Origin of the sequence: Flavobacterium arabinosi (genome assembly GCF_048158725.1) — a bacterium.
GTDB classification, from domain to species: Bacteria; Bacteroidota; Bacteroidia; order Flavobacteriales; family Flavobacteriaceae; genus Flavobacterium; species Flavobacterium arabinosi.
The window spans coordinates 95,189-116,993 of the sequence record NZ_JBLNKX010000008.1; the positions used below are offsets into that span (position 1 = coordinate 95,189).

10 protein-coding genes are annotated in these 21,805 nt (G+C 38.5%); all 10 read right to left on the reverse strand.

Annotated elements, in window-relative coordinates; translation table 11 throughout:
- Positions 1-85: 85 nt before the first annotated feature.
- The 10 genes from ACM55K_RS15370 to ACM55K_RS15415 all read right to left on the reverse strand — a co-directional run bounded on the left by ACM55K_RS15370 (position 86) and on the right by ACM55K_RS15415 (position 21,794).
- Positions 86-3,592, reverse strand: coding sequence for a malectin domain-containing carbohydrate-binding protein (locus ACM55K_RS15370; RefSeq protein ID WP_416851152.1), 3,507 nt, complete (start codon positions 3,590-3,592; stop codon positions 86-88).
- A gap of 68 nt (positions 3,593-3,660) precedes the next feature.
- A complete protein-coding gene (locus ACM55K_RS15375; protein WP_416851153.1) occupies positions 3,661-6,387 on the reverse strand; it encodes an alpha-d-galacturonidase in 2,727 nt (908 codons plus the stop codon).
- Between the two features lie 124 nt (positions 6,388-6,511).
- Positions 6,512-7,405 (reverse strand): sugar phosphate isomerase/epimerase family protein, encoded by an 894-nt coding sequence (locus ACM55K_RS15380; protein ID WP_416851154.1) that lies wholly within the window; start codon positions 7,403-7,405, stop codon positions 6,512-6,514.
- Positions 7,406-7,451: 46 nt separating this feature from the next.
- Positions 7,452-8,600, reverse strand: a complete 1,149-nt coding sequence (locus ACM55K_RS15385) for a sialidase family protein (RefSeq protein WP_416851155.1) — start codon at positions 8,598-8,600, stop codon at positions 7,452-7,454.
- Positions 8,601-8,602: 2 nt separating this feature from the next.
- Entirely contained in the window at positions 8,603-11,359 is a 2,757-nt protein-coding gene (locus ACM55K_RS15390) for a glycoside hydrolase family 78 protein (RefSeq protein ID WP_416851156.1), read from the reverse strand.
- A 65-nt stretch (positions 11,360-11,424) separates the two neighbouring features.
- On the reverse strand, positions 11,425-12,993 hold the full coding sequence (locus ACM55K_RS15395) for an MGH1-like glycoside hydrolase domain-containing protein (RefSeq protein ID WP_416851157.1): 1,569 nt from the start codon (positions 12,991-12,993) through the stop codon (positions 11,425-11,427).
- Positions 12,994-13,151: 158 nt separating this feature from the next.
- The gene (locus tag ACM55K_RS15400) at positions 13,152-15,629 is read right to left on the reverse strand and encodes a glycoside hydrolase family 95 protein (RefSeq protein WP_416851158.1); all 2,478 of its coding nucleotides are present in this window, start codon (positions 15,627-15,629) and stop codon (positions 13,152-13,154) included.
- Positions 15,613-17,043, reverse strand: a complete 1,431-nt coding sequence (locus ACM55K_RS15405) for an alpha/beta hydrolase (protein WP_416851159.1) — start codon at positions 17,041-17,043, stop codon at positions 15,613-15,615. The genes ACM55K_RS15400 and ACM55K_RS15405 overlap by 17 nt, the downstream gene beginning before the upstream one ends.
- A gap of 13 nt (positions 17,044-17,056) precedes the next feature.
- A complete protein-coding gene (locus ACM55K_RS15410) occupies positions 17,057-19,852 on the reverse strand; it encodes a glycoside hydrolase family 78 protein (protein WP_416851160.1) in 2,796 nt (931 codons plus the stop codon).
- 79 nt (positions 19,853-19,931) lie between these two features.
- Complete coding sequence (locus tag ACM55K_RS15415; RefSeq protein ID WP_416851161.1) at positions 19,932-21,794, reverse strand: six-hairpin glycosidase; 1,863 nt, start codon at positions 21,792-21,794, stop codon at positions 19,932-19,934.
- Positions 21,795-21,805 lie beyond the last annotated feature (11 nt).

Sequence of the window (21,805 nt, forward strand, 5' to 3'; positions counted from 1 at the left end):
TTTCAGACTGCTTTGTCATTTCGACGAAGGAGAAATCACATTTGTTGCTCTCGTTATGTGATTGCTTCGTTCCTCGCAATGACGATTATTGAAACTCAAAAGAATCCAAAAGCAAACCTTTCATATCCTCAGATTCTATCGTGATTTTATAAATTCCTGCGTTGATATAACCTCCTGAAGTGGTATTCAATATTTTCCATTTTTCTGTGGAAGGAAAAAACTCAATGGTGTCATTTCGCATCAGAATTCCGTAGGCATCTTCCATTTTGAATTTGACTTTTAACGGCGTATCGTTTCTGTTCATAAAACGGAAACGCATCAGATAAATTCCCGCTACTCCCGGTTTTACTTCAAATTGAATACTGTTTTTCGATTTTTGTGTAAATTCGATGTAATCCGCTTTTTTGAAGTTTCCTTTTTCGATTCCTGTTCCAGTGGTTTTGGCAGTTTCCGCTTCCAAAAGCACAACTGGGCGTGAATCGTCTTTTTCGCCCATATCATAGGTTGGAATAACAGCAATAGTACTTTGATTTTCTGAATTTTTAAAAAGCACTTTTTCTCCTTTTTTGACTTTTTTATGAAAAACAGAAAATTCTACTCTATCTGAATTTTTAGCCGTTTCAGGCATTTTTTTGTAACCTGAAATAGAATCTTTTGATTTACTAAATAGATACACTTCAGAATCTTCTTTGATTACATATGAACCTGAAGCTTTCGAATTTGCTGAAAACTGCAAATAATCTGCTCCAAAAACTTCTGCAGGTAATTGCGTAAAAATAACTTCAGAATCTGAATATTGTTTGGAATTTAGATCCAGCCAAGAACCGATTTTAGTCTCTGAATTACTCGTAACATTCTGAATATTTCTTGGCGAAGTTGAAGCTCCTTTTATCGTTTTATCTTTGGTTGCAATCGCAATTGCCGCAATTATCGCCTGACCTGCTTTTACATTTGGGAAAGAGATAACGATTTTTCCGTTTTTGCTTTTCACTACAAATGTTTTCTTAAGTGCAGCATCGTGTCCGACTTCGCTCCAAATATCAAAATCTTTCAAAACCACATTGTCATTGATAGCTACGTCAAACAAACGCCAGCCTTTGCAATCCAGTCCGCCACCGGTTCCGTACCACGGTTCCGTAAAATACAATTCCACCAAATATTCTCCGTCTGGTGCTGGGAATTCGTAACGCAATTTGTCGATTCCATATCTGAAACTCTGAAATAATTTCCAATCTTTGGTTCCCGAAATTGGGTCGAAAGTACTTCTTTGACTCGCATAAAAATCAGGTAATTGCTTGAAATTATCCGTCCACGACAAAGAACCCCAGGTATTTTCTCCGCTTTTATGAACATCGGCCTGCCAAGTATTCCTAAAAAAATCCTTGATTTCGCTACCGCCACTATTCAATCTGTAAATATAATTGTAGTTTTTTTGAGGTTTTAAAATTGTTTCTTTTTTGGTTTCTAATGCGTTGAAATTTGGCGCTTTTGGCAAACTGTTCAAAATGATATAATCTTTGGCAACTGCTTTTCCGTTTACGTAACCTACGGCGTACAAAACATTGTATTGAATATTGACATTATTCCATTGGAAATGCTGACCCAATCCCGGATTTTTTAATTTTCCGAGTGATGATTTATTGACATCATTGAATAGTTCAACCTCATCGCAATTGGAATACACATCGATACCATTTTTGATTCCCGGAGCATCCCAACGATTCGGCCAGGTGTGCGAAACGATATACACCATTGGATTGGTTTTGTTCGAAACATAATTGGCGCGGTACATATAATAAGCGTCTAGAGGTTCTCCCCATATACTGAAGAGCCCTTTGTAATTGACTGGCCCAACCTTGTCAATATCCCTAAAACCTTCGCCATTTTGTACTCGTCCCGGATTTTCGTGCGAGGCAAAAAGCCAGTTGAATTGTCCCGCGATTTTATCTTTTACCGATTCGGCTTCACGGACTTTTATTTCCATTAATTGGGAGAAACGATTTTCGCTCAAAGTTCCTTTTTGGTCAAATTCGCCTTCGGTGTGCAGATCGTGTGAACGCCAGGCGCCATATTCTCCGTTTAATAATTGCTTGCTTATTTCAACGTTGTAGTTGAATGGATCGCCACCATAGGTTCCCGACCAGTTTTGCACAACATTCCAATCGGTTCCTTCACCTCCGTTACAGGTGGTTACAATGCGTTGCGAAGCCGACATTGGATCCATTTCGCGGATGATTTTGGTGCATTCTTCTGCAAATTCTTTTGGGATGGTGCTTTCGTTTTGCAATCCCCACATTACGACTGACGCATTATTTCGGCGTTCTTTAATCCATTCTCGCAATAAGGTTTTGAAATTCTCTTTGAATTCGGGTGTGTCGTACCAAATATGTGCTGAAAACTGACTCCAAAACAGGATCCCATTTTCGTCTAGTTCTTCCTGATATTTTAAATTGTGAGGCTGATGCGCTTCTCGAAAAGCATTAAATCCTCCCGCTTTTATTTGTTCGATTCTCGAATGAATTTGCTCGTCTGAAAACGAATGACTGTTTCCTATTAAATGTTCGTATTCGCAGGTTCCGTTGATGAACAAAGGTTCGTCGTTGATATAAAAACGATTGTCTTTTCCGTCTCTGCTCACCGGCCAGGAAACCCAACGGATTCCATAAGGTGTCTTTAATTCGTCGATTTTCTTTCCATTTTCAGAAATCGTGGTGACCAATTGATACAAATACGGATTGGCTGGCGACCATAATTTTGGGTTTGAAATTTCGGGAAGTGTTTGTGCTATTTCTTTTGTTTCGCCAACAAGGCTGTTGGTTTCGCTTTGAAAGGATGCTACTTTTTTCCCTTCTTTATCGAAAAGTGTATTGGTAATGGTTAGTTTTCGGTTGGAATTTCCGTAGTTTTTGAGTTCGGTGGTAACATTCAGAATGGCTTTTTCTTTGGAAACTGTTTTATCATTCCAAATATGTACTCCAAAAGGTTCTATGCGAACTTCATCCGTAACAACTAAAGTTACGGGTCTGAAAATACCCATTGGTTGTGAGCCTTCAGAGAATCCCCATTCGCCGGAACAGCCGCCACAAACCCAAGGCAAATCGGCAATAAAGGATGGATGGGATGCTTTGACTATTATATCATTTACTTTTTCGAAAGAAACGGCTTTTGTAATATCGACTGTAAACGTGGTTCTTCCGCCTTTGTGCGTGCCTACTTTTTTACCGTTTACCCAAACGGTTGCATACGAACTTACGCCTTCAAAATAAAGGAAAAGTCTTTTTGATATATCTTGTTTATCTAATTGTAACGTTTTGTGGTACCAGGCGGTGCCGTGTAAATTGCCGTGTTTTGTTCTTCGAAATCCATAATATTGATCCCAATTGTGTGGCACGTTTACTTTTTGCCATTGTTCATCAACCTTTGGATTGTTCACAAAGGATTCTTCCTGCTCTTGCAGCTTGTCCAAAACAATAGTTTCCCAAGAAGAGTTCAGCGAAACTTCTTTACGGAATTTCGCTGTCTTGTCATTGCTTTGCGACCAAGCAAAGCAACCAATAAATAAAAAATATACTATGTAATTTAATTTCTTCATTTGCTATGTTCAATTTTAACCCTATCAGGGTTTTGAACCCTGATAGGGTTGAAAGCGGAATCGTCATCTTAATAGAAAAGCCAATCAATCGCTGCTTTTTCTCCTTCGTCGATAAAACCAACATCACGGGTTGTAATGTTTTGATTCGCATCGATGAAACCTAAAATCAAGACTTTTCCTTTGCCTAAATCCAGTTTGTTTTCGCCCGGTTGAAACGTATAGGTGTGAATATTTATTCGTGGCAATTCCTTCAAATTCATCGCACTTGCCAGGATAACTTCGGCCTGACCGTGAGCATTTCCGGCAGCATCCGTTTCTAAACTTGGCGGAAATAAAAATCTTTTTTGGTCTGAATTGAAATAACCGACAACCAATTTTACGGCTTTAGTATTTTTGAATTTCAGGTGCGTTCCGTTCTCATTTTGTGCCGTTTCATCGAAAGTAATTCCTTTTAGATTTTGCAATTCAGGGGCTACTTTTATAAGTTCCGAAATGGGAGTTCCGTATACTTTTGTTCCTTTTTTAACTGGATAAGTTGCTTTGTTTTCGCTCAACAAAGTGACTTCGGCTGTTTGCCACAGTTTGCTTGCTGCCTTTTCGATCTTTCCACCTTTTGACGATTTCAAAAGGGCAAGATTTCGTTTGAAATTGGCTAACTCGCGTTCGTAATGCGGCAATAATTCTGCCCAGGTTTTGTTATTTCCGTCGTCTCCGCCAATTGGAATTCGGCGTTGCGCGGTTTGCATACTATTGGCGTACAAATAATGGTCTTTTGTCAAATTGACCAAAGTTTCATAATGTACTATGCTTTTTTCCAAATGCGGAAGGGCTTTATCCAAGTCGGAAATTTCGTTGGAATAGCTGTAACGCAAGACCAAAATAGCGGCTTTTACTTTCTCCGAAAAGAAATCGGCAAAGGCTTTGTAAGCGTGCATATCGTTTTTAAGACGCAGGAATTCTTCCTTGTCTTTGGTTACTTTTGCTTCTGCTTTATCGATAGCTTCAACGGCTAATTTTCCGTGTTGCGTGATTTCGGCAATGATTTGCGTTGGCAATTCCCCAACGTGTGGTTCTTTATTCCATTCTTTTTTGGCGTACTCCAAAAGCAATTCGCCAACTGGTCCGCAAGATTCGTGGAATCCTGGGTAAACGCGCCATTTTGCTGGATTAACCAACTGACTTTCGAACATTCCCAACAATAAGGTTTGACGATTTCCTTCGGTAATTCCGAAACGTCTTAATGTTTTGGGGGCAATTTCTCCGGCTTCTTCATAGGCTTTCAAAATATTATTTCCGGCTTCGGTATCGGTTCCGAATTTATCCGCCAATTGCTTGTCCCAATACTGAATTTCCTCATTTCTGTCTCTTTTACTTTCCCAGGCATATCTTGCCCAAGCCTTGTACCAAATCCAGTCACGATCCATTTCCAATAATCTCTTGTCGGTTTTGTCAGCCGTGTAAGGCCAGTCCCAATAGGATGATTGCGGATACAAATGCAGCGCATTGGCACCGTGAATATTATGCATTGCCTTAACCGTTTTTTGGATAAAATCCGGTGATCCGTAACGGAAAGGTTCCAGATTCGCCAAAATATGAACGTTGGAAATATGAACAGAATTCAAAGAACTTAACTTTTTGTGAATTTCTCCCCACGGACCACCCGGTGTATAAGTCGTCAACGACTCCCCATTGTACTTGTGCATTGTGTATAAATTTTTATACAACGGAAGCGATTTTTCCATTACCAAAGGCGCATCAGTATCGTGCGCACGAAGAATAATTGGCGGCTCGTCTGTTCTTCCCAAGGTTTTCATACCATCCTGAACGCCCGGAATGATGGTTTTTGTAAACCATTCCACATCATCTTCAACCGTATTTATGGCTTCTCCCAAACACACCAACAATCCAACATTAGGATATTTTTCTATGAAAGCTGCGATTGATTTTCGGGTATAATCGGCAATTTCTGGAGTAATCGGACGTGAACGATCTTGGGTTTTGATATTATAATGCTCCGCAAAAGGTTTGGAAACAATGATATTATAGAACATTTGAATAACCCAGATTCCTCTTTTGTTGGCTTCAACGGTAAGGTATTTATAGATTTCCTCGTTTTTTTTGAAATCCTCTTCGCTCACTTCAAGCGCAAACGGATAGTCTTTTAGTTTCACCAAAGAGGCAAAAGGATGACCGTTCCACAAATACAAGGAATTTAGTCGGTTATCGACCATCATATCAAGATACTTCGTCCACAGTTGTTTATCGTAAAACCAAGGAAAAGTTTCGGGTGTATACGGATATTCATAAACGTCTCTTCCCGGAAGATAGGTCGTTTTTTGCACTCCGATACAAGAACCTCTCAAGACCATTTCTGGGCTATCTTCGATATTAATCTCCGACGGAATTTCGCCTGAACTCTTGATACGATCTACCAATTCCATAGCTCCATACAAAGTTCCGGTGGCGTCTGTTCCTTCAATATAGATTGTGTTTTTTTGTGTACGGATTTGAAAACCTTCCTTTTTGGTTAGTTTGCTGTCGTCTATTTTAGCATTTTTAGAGTTTTGTTTCCAGAAATCAGTTCCTTTTTCGCCAATCACGATAACTTTGTCTTTTGATTTTTTTGGAGCTTTATCTGCAAAAACTACTTTCAATCCTTTGGAGGTTGCTATTTCCGATAGTTTTTCCGAACCAAAGTGAGCTCTAGGCGCTTTCGAATCACGAACGATGGTAATGTTTTGCGCTGATGCAAAAGTGATACATAATCCTAAAAAAAGTAAGCTTAAATATTTCATTTGTATTGTGATTTTTGTTTTGCCACAAAGACGCAAAGACGCAAAGTTTTAAAAGTCAATAATTTATTAAAACCGTTGAACATAAATTTTCTTTGTATCGTTGTGCCTTCGTGGCATTTAATTTTTAATTCTGAAAAATACGTTTTAGATAAGCGACATTTGCGCCATAATTTGCTTTTACGTTATGAACCTGAGTTACGTCTCTGGAACGTTCTACGATTAGCCAACCTTTCCAGTTCATATCGTCCAGCGTTTTCTTGATTTTTGGCATATCTACCGCTTTATCATTTTCCAACCAAACTTTATCAGTAGTTGAAGCGTGAATTTGTGCCAAATGTTTTTTGCCTAAAATTTTTAATTCGGTTGCAATATCTCTTCCATTATCTACCGCATTGGCAAAATTGAAGGAACTTTTGATGTATTTACAGCCGATTTCTTCCAATAGTTTTTTCTCTTCAGTGGCACTCAATGAAGTTTCAATGGCAATGACACCGCCTATTTTACCCACTTGTTTACCAGCCCATTTCAATCTTTCGATCACTATCGGACGTAATTCTGGATTTTTGACCAAATCACTTTCTGTACCCAAAGGCAAATAAGCCACTTTCACATTCATATTTTTCATTGCTTTAACGCAATCTTCAATCATCAGTGTTATCGATTCTCGTTTGGCAAAAGATTGAGCATAAAAACCAGACATCGCAATAGAACTGATTCCGACATTTAATTCTTTGGACTTATCCATAAATTTTTGTCTTTCGATTGGGTCGCCTAGTTTGCTGTCAAAAGTGGGTCTGTTTCCCAACCCTCCCATATCTAGTTCGATTCCGTCAGCTTTTATCTCGGCAGCTAAAGCGAAGGAACCCAATTTTTGTCTTTTTAGAATCATCCAATCGCAAACTGCCACTTTGTAGCGTTGCTTTTTCGATGACTGGGCCGAAACGGTACTACTAAATGTTCCTGCAAAAATGAATGTCAGAACTAAAGCAGTAGTTTTGATAAAATTATTATTTTTCATATTGTTTTTTTTACCCCAAATTCGCACAAATTTTGATTTGTAAATATTACTCTTCTTCCGCTTTAACGGCTTTTACCACTTTATTTTCATCTCCAGGCCAGATTCCGTTTTTGATTGGAAGTGCCACTAATTTGCTAGGGTCGATTTTTACGTATTTCAATTTTTCTCTTCTCCAAGTGTAAACGATATGCACCATTCCGTCTGAACTCTGAATCATCGATGGATACGAGTACTGGCTGATTTTGGAATCTTCTAAAACCAAAGCTGCATTCCAATGAATTCCATCATCAGAAATAGAAACATTCAACGGCGTTCTTGGACCTTTTGCCAAATCACCAGGAGGCAAAACGTGATTGTAAACCAACAGATGTTTTCCGTTTTTAAGCGTTACCGCATCGGTTCCAGAGTTATTGTTTGGCAAACCAATTAACTCTATATCCGACCAGGTTTTTCCGTTATCTTTAGAAAATGTACTAAAAATGGCTCTGTTTCTAGTTCTTCCAATGGCCTGAATACTTCCGTCTTTATGGAACAAAATACTTGGCTGAATGGCATTGATTTTTTGTTTTCCTCTAGATAAAGTGTCTCCCATAACCCATGTTTTACCAAAATCCGGAGTTGATTCCATACGCAAACGCCATCCATCACCTTCGATACTTGAAGGAAGCAATAGTGTTCCATTGCTTAACAATACTGGTTTATTTTTGATAGGTCCTAAAAACCCTTCAGGCATTTTTTCAGCTTCCGACCAAGTTTTTCCGCCATCAGAAGATCTTCTTAACATTCCCCACCATTCAGATGGTTTTGGTCCAATTTTGTAAAATAACATTAAATCACCACCTGGAATTTGGTACAAAACAGGATTCCAAGTTGGTAATCTTGGTCCTTCTTTCATTACACCATCGGCAACTTGAATACCTTCAGTCCATTTATCACTTCCTTTCAGTTTTCTACTTACATAAATACATACATCAGGATTTCTTTCGGCAGTTCCTCCAAACCAAGACGACACTAAATCTCCGTTGGTTGCTTCCACAATCGTCACGGCGTGACAAGAAGGGTAAGGTGCTTTTTCGTATATAAATTCATCTACTAAAATTCCTTCTTTCCAGGTTTTTTTCTCCAAAGCCGATTTACAGCTTCCCAAAAGTAATACGGTTAAAAGTAGAAGGAATGTTGTCTTTAAGGTTTTCATTATTATTGTTTTATATTATTTACATTTATCTCATAAGTTCCAGAAGGCAATTCAAGAACCAATTTATTGTTTTCTGTTTTATAGTTTTTTGATACTTTTTCCTTATTCACTTTTACATCCGAAGCATTCGCTGTTGGCAAATAAACGAGTGCCGATGAATTGGCCGGAATGGTAATTTTCCAAACTAAATTAGTTTTATTTTTATTCCAATCGCTTTTAATCAGACCGTAAATCGATTCATAAGATGCATTTACAAAAGTCAATCCGGCATTGAAATCAGGTTTCATAATGATTTGCTTGAAACCAGGCGTTTCAGGTTTGCTCTTGATTCCCGCAATATTTTCGTAGTACCAAATCAACAAATCGCCCAAAAGCATCACGTGATTTTGAGAATTCATTGTGGGGTCTGCAGTGTTTCCATTCCATAATTCCCAAATAGTGGTGGCTCCGTTTTCAACCATATAACCCCAACTTGGATAAGTTTTATTGGAAGCCAGTTTGAAAGCCAAATCCCCTCTTCCAAAGTTCGTCAGTGTTCGCATCAAAAATTGTGTTCCGATTACGCCTGTGCTGATATGACCTTTTTTAGTCACCTCTACTTCGTGAACCATATTTTGGAACACTTTCTCTTTTAAGTTTTCAGGAACCATGCCGAAAGCCAAAGGCAACACATTTGCTGTCACAGTATTATTAGCATAGCTATTCGTTGCGGTATTCAAATATTTGGCATTAAATGCTTTTTTGATTCTTGTTGACAAATCATCATAATGCAAAATATCGGTTTCAGCATTCGCGATTTTGGAAAACTTTTTCATTATGCCCAACAACTGATAATAAAACGCACTCGATAACAATTGACCATCGGTTAAACGGGCAGGATCTTTGGAACGAATCAATTCTAATGATTCCGGTGGAACGCACCAATCGCCATATTTATCCTTGTCCATTAAATCGTTTACCAAATAATTTTCTTCCATATACACCATCCATTTTCTCATAGATGGATATTGTTTTTTAATCACTTCCTTATCTGCAAATTGCTGGTACAACATATCAGCAACCGTGATGTACGTTCCCGGCCAGGTCACATTATCGCCATAATAACGCCAAAACGCCGGCGCTACATCGGGCAATCCTCCATCTTGGGTTTGGGAATATTTAATATCGTCCAGCCATTTGGCATACAAAGTCTGGTTATTGAATAAAAAACTTTCGCCATAAGCACCTGTGGTTCGGTCTCCCAACCAAGGCTGACGCTCGTTACGTTGTGGACAGTCGATTGGCATTCCTTTGTAATTCCCCCTGATTCCCCAATAAGCATTTTTGAAAATCTGGTTCATCGTGGCATCCGAAGATTCAAAAGTTCCGGTCGTTTTGATATCGTCATAAACCACTTTTCCGATGAAATTATCCAAAGTGGGTTTGGTCGTATAACCCGAAATTTCTACAAATCTAAATCCGTGAAATATAAAACGAGGTTCCCAAATTTCTTCGCCTTCGCCTTTTAAAGTATATACATCGGTTGTTTTGGCATCACGTAAATTTGCAATATACAGCGAACCATCAGCCTGTAAAGACTCGGCAAATTTCATCGTGATTTGGTCTCCACTTTTTCCTTTTACTTTCAGTTGCAACCAGCCTACCATATTTTGACCCATATCCAAAATATAGGTTCCCTTCGGAGTCGCTTTTATGGAGATTGGTTTTACCTCGCCCATTATTTTCATATTAGGCGTCATTTGCGCTTCATAAAAACCTCCTGGTTCTTGTACGTATCTAGCATTAACCCACGTCTTATCGTCGAAATTGGTTTTGTTCCAATCTTTCATTTCTTTACGGGCATCGTATTCTTCGCCGTCATATTCGTTGTTGGACAAAATAGGCCCGTCGGTAGTTAGCTTCCAGGTGTCGTCTGTTCGGATTATTTCGTTGGTTCCATCGGCATATTCAACAAATAATTGCAACGCCAGTTTCGGAAAACCAAATGATTTTATTTTATACGGTTTGTAATCCTGACGCATCGCAAAAAAACGTCCGTTTCCTAAAATCGTTCCCAACATATTTTTGCCTTCTTTCAATTGTGAAGACACATCAAAAACATTGTATTTTACGTTTTTGGTGTAATCTGTTGGAACGGGTGCCAATACTTGGTCGCCAATTTTATTTCCGTTGATGTATAATTCATACAAGCCCATCCCCATAATATAAACCTTGGCATTTTTAACTTGCTTTTTTAGATCGATTTCTTTTCGCAAATAGCGAGCCGATAATCTGGAATACTGGGAAACGCTATCTTCCTTCGACAATTTTTCATATCCAATCCAACGAGTCGATTTCCAATCAGAATAAGTTGAAATTCCTAGACTGAAATGTGCAGTTGTAGCCGATTTTATTTCTCCTTTATTGGTAAAAACGGTTACTTTCCAAAACGCATTTTGTCGGTCTCCCAACCTTTTTCCGTTGTAAATAATATTGACAGATTCGTTACTTACTACTTTTCCACTATCCCACAAATCGGCTTTGTTCGCATTCAGATTTTCTAATGTCGAAGCAACCATAATTTGATAGGCCGTTTGTTTTACATCATTCACATCAGACTTTATTTGCCAGCTCAAACGCGGTTGCACCACATCAATTCCTTCCGGATTGTTGAGCATTTCGCATTGCAGATTTGTAGCGCTGATTTTATTTTGGGCTTTTGCCAAAGAAAAACAGAGCGATACAATTAAGATAAATGTATATAGAAATGTTTTTTTCATAAGTTTTATTTTAAGCGGTTTAGACCTGACAGGTTTTAAAAACCTGTCAGGTCTAATACTAAATATTATTCCGATACTAATTTCTCCAATTTTTCTGAAACAGCAATTTCTTTTCCGTTTTTAAAAATTCTGAAACCTTTTCCTTTCTTATATTTCTCCCCTGTTTTATCCCAAAGAATCGTGATGATATTCCCGTGATACAACACATTATCCAAACAAAACCAATCCCATTTTTCCTGTGGAATCAACGGATTCACTTCAATTTTTTCATCAGCTCTTGGTCGTAAACCTACCAATCCCGTAATCATTAAATCATTAAAAGTTGAATGATTGTAATAACGGCTGCGCTCTCTGTCACCCATCAACCAATAACCAGTGGTTTCGTCTAAATATTCTCCCAAATACGGTTTCCCTCGATAGTATTGTGATTGTACATACAAATCCATTTGCTTAAAATAATCCGTTTTACCAACGCTATTTTGATTATAATTATTCAAAACATTGGCCAAAGCCGTCAAGGTTTGCGAACTGGCAAAAGGCCAAATTGCGCCGTCCCATTCGCAAGTTCCGGTTCCGTGCGTTCTAAAACGAGGGCTTCTGCGCTCAGCAGTTGTCAATCCAAAAGGGGCCGAAAACCCTTTCTCATCTTTTATTTGTTCCCAAGCTTTTTCAAAACCTTTATCCTTCTGCGGTAAATTGAAATACCAAGGAATAAACCCAATGGCTTCCCTTACTTGTGCCAACGTATCTTTTTCTGTAAAAGTCTCAAAAAATTCACTTTTAGGATTCCATAATTTCGTTTCCACCAACTGCTGAAGCGTATCAGCTTTCGCAGTAAAATAACTTTCTTGCTTGGCATCACCTTTTAGCTTTGCCATTTTTGCCAAAGCTTTTGCATTTCCGTACATATAACTGTTAATCGTGGGACGCGCATTTCTGAATTTTCTTGCCCCGCTCAACGATTCTTCCATTCCGTCTTTTACGTCAAACTGCCAGAACAATCCATCCTTGCGTTTTCTGTCACCTTCCCAAGCAGCGTATTCGGCAACCAAATCAGGATACATATCCAGTAAAAACTTGTCGTCTTTATTCACCAAATAACGGTTGTACAAGGCATCGGCTGTCCAACTGCTAAAGGTTCTCAGCTTTTTCATCGGCTTGCCATCATTTCCCCGAAACCACAAACGAACGTCCTGCTCCAAATACTGCGGATCGTGAACCCATCGAAACTCATTGATGTGATGACCCAGCGCACAACTGATCATATTGTATTTATCGGCATACGAACGATCCACCAAAAACTCCGTAATCGCAAATCCCTGCGGTGTTTTTTTGATGTGTTTTCGAGCGCTCCACCAACGGAAATAATAAATCTCCTCAAAATTTTGTTGTGGGCATTCAAACAAAGGAATATTGGATTTCATCCAAACCCACGCACTGTCATTCGGAATTGCAAATTTCAAATTCTCGTCTTCCATCGTGTTGAAATAATCAACATAATGCTTAAAATTATCAGCTTTCAAAATAACAGCCGTTTCCTTTTTTGAATGCCCCGTACCCGATTTACAACCGCTATTCACAGCAGCAATCAAGATTACGAAAGCAATTATTTTGTATTTAAAATGGTGTAACATATTCTATTTATTTTAATTTTTTGGGCGTGTCCCTCCGTAAAAACTCCGGGTCGTGCTGTACGTTCCCGCTTTTTTTTGATCGACTGAAAAAGCCAGTCAAAAAAAGAGCTCCACTACCATCACTTACGCGGACACAATATTCGTTTTTAAGACCTAATCTAATTTGCAGAGAAACTATACGTCTGTCCCGCTTTCATCTCCACATCATATTCGTTGTATTTTGGCAATTTCACTGTTTTAATAACTGCCTTTTCTGAAATGATTGGTTTCTTGACATTCACATCCAAAAACAATGGATTTGGATTTTTTCCTTTTGCTTTTTTAAGTTGGATTCCTTTGCCCGCTGTTAAGGTGTTTTCTAATCGCAGCCTACAATTTCCGCCTATTTTGGCATAAATCTTTACAGTCGAAACTTTATTATTTTTCCAAGTCATATCGATTACAAAACCACCTCGGGTCACCAAACCTTTTATGCTTCCATCTTTCCAAACACTTGGCAAAGCTGGTAATAACTGGATTGCTCCTTCCTGACTTTGCATCAACATTTCGGCAATTCCTGCAGTGCAACCAAAGTTACCGTCAATCTGAAACGGTTGGTGCGCATCGAGCATATTAGGATACGTTCCTCCGCCCTTACGTTGCTCGGGTGTAACTAAATGCAGCTGATCTTGCAACAATTTATAAGCGTGATTGCCATCTAATAATCTTGCCCAATAATTTACTTTCCAACCCATAGACCATCCGGTAGATTCATCTCCTCTTTGCTTTAAAGTGGTTTTGGCGGCTTCTATCAGTTCTGGAGTTTTGAAAGGGGAAATTTGATTGCTAGGAAACAAACCGTATAAATGAGAAATATGTCTATGCTTATCTTCTGGGTTATCCCAATCTTCCATCCATTCTTGTAATTGTCCATGTTGACCTATTCGCATTGGTCCCATTTTAGCTAATGCTTGGCTCAATTTTTGAGCAAATGAATCGTCTTCCGAAACTATTTTCGTCGCCGCAATCACATTGGTAAACAAATCAAAAATCAGCTGATTGTCCATCGTGGTTCCTGCTGCAAGAGTAGCTTTTCCTGAACCACCAGCATGTTCGTGTTCTGGAGAATTGGATGGCACCACTACCAGAAAGCCTGTTTTGGGATCAGCAACCATAAAATCAAGAAAGAAAGTAGCAGCACCTTTCATGATGGGATAAATTTCCTTGAGGTAATTTTTATCTCCTGTGTACAAATATCTTTCCCACAAATCTTGGCAAACCCAAGCACCACCTGTAGGCCACATTCCCGAAGTTGCAAAATCTACTGGACCTGTAATGCGCCAAATATCCGTATTGTGATGCAATACCCAACCATTTGCCCCATACATCATCTTGGCGGTTTCTTGTCCGGTGACACTTAATTCTTTTGCCATCTTGATAAAAGGCTCATGCATTTCAGAAAGATTGGTTACTTCCGCCGGCCAATAATTCATCTCGGCATTGATGTTCATTGTGTATTTACTTTCCCAAGGAGGAGAAAGCATATCATTCCAAATCCCTTGTAAATTGGCAGGTTGTCCCCCCGGTTGTGAACTCGAAATTAAAAGATAACGTCCAAATTGAAAATACAAGGTAGCCAATTGCGGATCGAATTGTTTGGAGAAATTTCGTATCCTTTCGTCTGTCGTTTGCTTAGCGATTTCATTTGTTCCTAAATCTAAAGAAACTCTATTGAAGAACTTTTGATAAAAAGCTACGTGCGCTTTTTTTATAGTACCGAAATCTTTGGTAATGGCTTGCGCCAAATAGGCTTTATTTTTAGCTACTTCATCTTCGGTAATGTCCTGATAATTTTTGAAATTAGTGGCAATTGAAATATATAGTGTCACTTCATCGGCTTTGTTGATACTAATGATTCCGTTGCTTGCAGAAACTTCACCGCCTTTGTTTTTGGCTTGAACTCTTCCTTGAAACTTCACTTTCCCTTTTTGTCCTTCAAAGGTACCTGAAACTCCGGACAATGCGATTTGATCGCCCTCAGTTGAAGGAACAGTTTTATCAAACGGACTGTTCATAAACACATTACAGGTAATATTCCCCGGCTGACTTGCCGACAATTTCACCACAATAACCTGATCTGAAAACGATGAAAGAATCTCCCTAGTAAATTCTACCCCATTTACAGTGTACTTCACTTTTGCAGTAGCATTATCAATATTTAAATCTCGGTAATAATCGGTATATTTTTGATGTCCCGGAAACGAAATATAGACACTGCCAAAAGTTTGATATGGCATTCCGTTATTGGATTTCGACATCATTTCTTTGTCAGTCAAAGCTTGTGCTTCATCGTATTTTCCATCAAAAATTAACTGCCTAACTACAGGCAAAGATTTCAATCCATTGGGATGCGCATTGCTGTTTGGCGAACCTCCCCAAATGGTTTCTTCGTTTAATTGCAAACGTTCTACCGACGGATCTCCGAAAACCATTGCACCCAAACGACCATTGCCCAAAGGCAAAGCTTCGTTCCAAATAGTAGCCGGTTTATCGTACCAAAGTTTTAGTTCCCCTGTGGTTTGTGCAGTTATATTCTGGAATCCAACAAGAAACAGTATCCCGAAAAAAACACTGGCAATTTTATTTTTTAATTTCATATACTTTATGATTTTTTTCTCCAAACATTTCATATAATTTGTTGATATCCTTTAAGGCATTGGCTGGTAATTTTTCACCTTTGTCGCCAAAAACGAATAGCTTTTCTTTGGGTTCCATCACACAAGTGGACTCGTCTATTTCGCCTTTGGCATTCTTCACTTTGTTTAAATCCAAACCTAAATATTTGGCCATAAACGGATACAAAACCATCCGTTTTGAAACCCCAAAATCATGTCCTTCATTGGGAAAATGCGCATTTTCTACTAAGTCTTTTTTACCATAAAAACCATAAGTCCGTTGGATAAAAGGAAATTCCAATTCCGGAACAGCGAGTGTCCAATCTTTTCCATCCGAAACAATCAATTGTGGTTTTGGAGCCATCATTGCTGAAATTTCAGCATTATTGGTTCCGTTACCACACAAATGAATGCCACGACCGCTTTCGCAAGGACATCCTCCCGAAAAATGAGACGAAACCATCACAACGGGAGCAGAAACCGTAATCCTGTCATCCAAAGCTGCCAAAAACATCGTGTGTGAACCACCTCCAGAACCTCCGGTAACGCCAACGCGAGAAACATCAGCTTTTTTAATCGTTGCCAAATAATCCAACAATCGTATTCCGCTTAGCACTTGCACTGTTGATGCAATACTATTTCGGTGTGTTTCTTCCGGAAATTGGAGCAAGGATTCACCCCAGGCAAACAAATCGTAACTCACTACTATTGCGCCCATTTTGGCCATTATAGCGCAACGGTATTGCTCATCATTTCTGTATCTTCCGTCTCCAAAATGTCCATCAGGCGTTAAAATAATAGCCGCTTTTTTGTTTAAAGGATAGGGTTTGTATATCGAACCCGTTACGTAAACACCAGGAAGAATTTCCAACCCAATGTTTTCAACGCTATAATCTTTGTAAATTCTTTTTGGAGTTAAAATTGGCTTTGATTTTGGCATTGGCGGTGCTTTGTCCAAACCAAATGAAGTGCGCATACAGGCTTTTAATTCTTTTTTTCGCGCTTCCCAATCGGATAATTTTGGATATAAATTCGTCAAAAAATCCAGACGTTCTTTTCCTTTATCAATAGAAACTTTATGACTTTCATATTTTCGAACCAGATAACTTCCATCGGGTTGCTTAAAATAAGTCAACTCAAAAGGAACTAAAACATTGGCCAAAGAAACTTCTAAATTGCCTTGTTCAATTCTCCAATCGGCATAGTCCAGTTCTTTTCCTTTCAATAAACCTCTATCATCCATAATGGTGATATGAAAAATAGTTTCAATCTTTTTGATGGTTTCCGTAACTGGTTTTCTGAAATTTTCATCAGAAGTTTTTGTCTGCGCATTTGCAAGTGTCAATGCAAAAATTGAAACTAGTAACGCACGCTTTATGTTTTTAATGGTAATCATATTTCTAAATTCTTTATAATTTGCACTCTATCGTATAAATTCCTGACCCTAATTTCAAAGTAGGTTTCTTTTGATTGGCATCAAAACCCAAATCCAATTTCAATTTTTCCAGAGATTTTCCATTTACTTTTATTTTCGTATTTCTCTCAACCGGTAATTTTACTGTCGCCGTTGTATTGGCTGGAACTTCAATTTTCAAAAATAATTTACCGTCTTTTTTCTCCCAAGCCGAAGCAATATTTCCGTAAATCGATTTATAAGTTGCTTTTACAAAAGTCATATCACCCACCATTTCAGGTTGAATAAAGAAATGTTTGAAACCCGGATTTTCGTCATCCGAAACAATTCCGGCTAGACTTTGGTAAAACCATTCTTCAATTTGTCCCATCATAAAATGATTCCAGGAATTTCCTTTGCGAGGATCCCATTGCTCCGTTAAAGTGGTCAATCCAAATTTTATCTGGAAACCATAACCCGGTGCATCATAGTGATTGTTCATTTTGTACATCATTTCGTTTTCGCCATTTCGAGCCAAAGCTTGAAATAAATAACGATTCCCAACATCTCCAGTTGTCAATCGGTCGCCTTTGGCTTTGATGTCTTTTAATAAATTATCCATCACCGCTTGTTTGTATTGCGGTTCCACGATATCCATAAAAACAGGAACAGCGTTGCTAAACTGGCTACTCGTCCCGTATTGTTTGGTTTCCTTGTTGAAAAATTCGGTATTGAAAGCCTTTTTTATATCAGAAGTTAATGTTTCATATTTCGCAATATCACCTCCTTTGTTCAATAATTTTGCTGCTTTTGCCAACAAATGTGCGCCATAATAATAATGAGAAGTTGCCGAAAGTGCAATCGGACTATTTTTTGAATAACCCGCTGCATGAGTTCCATAATCGTACCAATCTCCCAATCCGTACGAAACAATATGGTTTGTCGATTTCGTCCCTAAATATTCAACATACTTTTTCATTACAGGATAATATTTTTCCAATAAAGAAGCGTCGCCATACTGTTCATAATACATCCAAGGCAAAATCACGCCGGTTACGCCCCATTCCGGTGAATCGGTGAAATCACCTCCAAAAACAACATACTCGGGAGCGATAGTCGGAATCAAACCGTTTTCTCTTTGAGCATCGGCAATGTTTTGCATCGAACTGGGAATATAACTTTCTAAATTATAATTGAACATTAAACCTGGTCCGTTTAAATGAATTTCCTCTAACCAACCCAATTTTTCACGTTGCGGACAATCAGTAAACACACTCTGAAAATTACTTTTTATGGCATTGTTAATCAGTTCGTGCGTTTTGTTGAAAATGTCATTGGAACATTCAAAAGTTCCTGCTTCACCCGCAGAATTGTATATAAAATTAGATTTTAATTCTACAAGTGTCGGGAGATTTTCATTCTTGACCTCTTTATAATTGATGTTCTCCATCTGAACATATTGAAAACCATAATAACTGAATTTTGGTTGCCATTCTTCTACCCCATCACCTTTTAATTTGTAATCATAATAATATGGCTTACCTGTTTTTCCTTGTCCGACCGTTCCGTCTTCATTCAAGCTTTCTCCTACCCAAACCCGAACCGTTTGTCCTTTTTTCCCTTTTACTTTGATGGTTGTAAATCCGGAAAGATTCTGCCCCATATTGAAAACATAAAAGTTAGGTTTAAGTTCTTTAACTTCCTTGACATCATACTTTTTTTGTATGGTAATTGGCGGTGCTGTTTGCGCGCTCAAAATCCCTTTTGGAGCTTCCTGAACGACTACTTTTTTCCAATTCGAATCATTAAATCCTTTATTATTCCAACCTTTTTGTTCCAAGTTGGCATTGTAATCTTCTCCCCCAAAAATACTGTTGAAAGTAATCGGGCCTTTGCTGTATTTCCAGCTTTCATCAGACTTTATAATTGCTGTAGAACCGTCTTTATAAATCACTTTCATTTTGAAAAACAAAGTCGGCGGTCCAAAACTCACAAAAAACTTGGCATACCTTTCCGCAACCATATTGTACATTCCGTTTCCTAACAGCACTCCGATTACATTTTCTCCTTTTTGCAAGGCATCAGCTGCTAATTCATAGGTATTGTAATTGACTGTTTTGTCGTAATCTGTCCATAACGGCGCAAACTCGCTATTGCCTATTTTTTTGCCATTTATAGTCAATTCATAATGTCCCAATCCCGAAATATAAACTACGGCTTCCTTGATTTCTTTAGCAACAGCAAATGGTTTGCGAAGCATAATACTTCTGCGTGCCAAAGAATCCGAAGCATTGATTATCGCTTCTTTTTTTTCTTTTTTGAAAGTCGCCGTGTGGTAATTTCTGCCTTCCGGCAAATGACTATTGGCTTTTGTAATGGCGCCAATCCAAGTTGGATTCAAATCTGATTCAGAAGGCGCAATTCTGAAAGAAGCTGTTTTGCTCCAATTAGAAGACTTGTCGTTTTGATTCCAAACTTTAACTTTCCAGAAGTATTTGGTTTCGCTTTTTAAAAAATTCCCTTTGAAACTTATATAAAGATTTTTATTTGAAATCACTTTTCCGCTATCCCAAACATTGGCTTCATTATTCTGTAATTTTTTTTCGGAAGAAGCAACTAATACTTGATACGCCATTTGCGATACATTCGATCCTGTAGAAACCAACTGCCAACTTAATCTCGGTTGATTTTGAATGACAGCCAATGGATTTTCTGCCATTTCGCATTTTAAATGGTCAGCTGAAATTTGTCCATTAGAACTGAAAGTTGCTAAAAGACAAAGGAGGAATAGTATGGATTTAAAAGTATTCACTTTATATTTTTTAAGTTCGTTTTAGAGACCTAACAGGTTTTTAAAACCTGTTAGGTCTGAACACAGATTCTTTATTTCTTTATAACTTTTTTGTAACCAATGATTGAATATTAAAAACAGCTTCCGGAATTAATTTTCCTGCATCTGGCAAATCAACAAAATCTGGCGTATCGGGAGCCGTATCGGCATTTGGCGTATAACGCTGATCTCCGGTTCGGAACATAATGCGTGAAATACCATCTACCGGAGCATAGAATATCTTAAAAGTCTCTTTGCTATTATTTACTTTCACAGTGTAGGAACGGGAAGTAACATCCAATTTGACTGTAATCGTATATTCCTTTCCAGCCTCATATTTAGTAATTCCACCAGAACGAGCGCCGTGTTTTACTTTTAATTCTCCATCCGAATCGAACACCAATCGAATCGCAGGAAGTCCTTGTTTGTTTTGAAATTCAATTTGCAATAGACCGTGATTATTTTGCTCCGGTTTTACGGTAAAAGTCGCTTCCATTTTTTCTGCAAACGGAATCACGCGCTCTGCACGAGAATAATCAAAAGCATCCTGGTCTCTTAATGTCAGCCATTTTTTGCCATCGGTTTTCTTTTCTACTTTGGTGGAAGCCCAAGACAAATCGTATGTATTCCACATTTTTAATTCTTGTCCATTCGGAAGTTCATTAAAAACATCATTGGCATTTTCTTTCACTTCACTTGTCACCGGGACGGGAATCGAAGCCACCCAAATGTCTTCTTTGTTGACGCTATAACTTACCCAAAGTTTTCCGTCTGGAGGAGTTCCGTCAGTTTCAGGAATTCCACGAACGTATTGCGGCCCGGCAGACTTGTAGTTTCCTCCGTAACGCATCGGGCTTACTTCACCGTGAACCAACAATAAATCTTTATAATTTAACCCATCATCACTGGTTGAAATAGCCAATGGCCAACGGTATTCCGACGGATTATACACTGTAGCATACCGATTATCTGATGTTTTTTGTCCCCAGATTTTAGCATTGCTATTTACAAAACCAGGAGCTCTCACCGGACCATATTCCCAAGTTTTTCCTTCATCTTTACTAATGGAAGTCAGTGCAAATTTCCATAAACCCACCACATTTCCGTTTGGTAAATGGTAATAATTGAACGCTTTAAATTGCTTTTTAAGCGGAACTAAAGGATCATCCCTGTCGGCTTCTTCTACCCATTGCTGCATTAACAATGGTTTAGAAAGTAATTCGTCACAGGCTTTGATGAATTTTTTGTCTTTGCTTTTGGTATAAAATGGAAATGTTGTTGGCAGTGGATTCCCGTTTTTATTGTGTCGAATAAAATAAATTGGACCAAAACTTCCATCTTTATAAATTTCTCTTACCACACGACCAATTCCTTTTCCGTCATTAGGGTCGTCTTTGTGATCCATTGCAACGCCGTAATAACCTACAGAAAGTAACCTTTTATCTGATGAAATATAAAAGCCCATACGCTGGTGCATAACAGCATCCAGGTTTTTGGCAACTCCTTCTACTCCTTCTTTTTTAAAGCCGTCTGGAACGTGGTAAATCGGGAAAAGTACTGCTGGTTTTGTCCAAGTTGTCCCGTCTTTGGAAGTCATAATAAATGTTTGACCCGGCGGAATGTGTTCTCCCGTTGGATCACTCAAATAATGTAAATAAAAGGTATTGTTCCAATACGCCATCATCGATTGGTGGTTGTATGTCCATCCAAAACCATCCGCTTTTTCAGGATGTTCCCTGCTGGCTCGCATAATTTGGGTAGCGTGAACCCCAACCGCAGGACTCAATTGCCCGTGGTGGTAATCGACATTAGAAAGTGTTTTGCCTACATATCGTATGGTATCTTGTTGTGCTTGGAGCGCATTTATGCTGCCGCAAAAGGCGATTGTTAGCGCAATACTTTTTATTTTATAGAATGCAATCATTTGTTATTTTA

Excerpts from the sequence above, each read along its gene's own strand:
- ACM55K_RS15385 (WP_416851155.1), bottom strand. The coding sequence starts at position 8,600 with ATGAAAACCTTAAAGACAACATTCCTTCTACTTTTAACCGTATTACTT.
- ACM55K_RS15390 (WP_416851156.1), bottom strand. The coding sequence starts at position 11,359 with ATGAAAAAAACATTTCTATATACATTTATCTTAATTGTATCGCTCTGT.
- ACM55K_RS15415 (WP_416851161.1), bottom strand. The coding sequence starts at position 21,794 with ATGATTGCATTCTATAAAATAAAAAGTATTGCGCTAACAATCGCCTTT.
- ACM55K_RS15370 (WP_416851152.1), bottom strand. The coding sequence starts at position 3,592 with ATGAAGAAATTAAATTACATAGTATATTTTTTATTTATTGGTTGCTTT.
- ACM55K_RS15400 (WP_416851158.1), bottom strand. The coding sequence starts at position 15,629 with ATGAAATTAAAAAATAAAATTGCCAGTGTTTTTTTCGGGATACTGTTT.
- ACM55K_RS15405 (WP_416851159.1), bottom strand. The coding sequence starts at position 17,043 with ATGATTACCATTAAAAACATAAAGCGTGCGTTACTAGTTTCAATTTTT.
- ACM55K_RS15380 (WP_416851154.1), bottom strand. The coding sequence starts at position 7,405 with ATGAAAAATAATAATTTTATCAAAACTACTGCTTTAGTTCTGACATTC.
- ACM55K_RS15375 (WP_416851153.1), bottom strand. The coding sequence starts at position 6,387 with ATGAAATATTTAAGCTTACTTTTTTTAGGATTATGTATCACTTTTGCA.
- ACM55K_RS15395 (WP_416851157.1), bottom strand. The coding sequence starts at position 12,993 with ATGTTACACCATTTTAAATACAAAATAATTGCTTTCGTAATCTTGATT.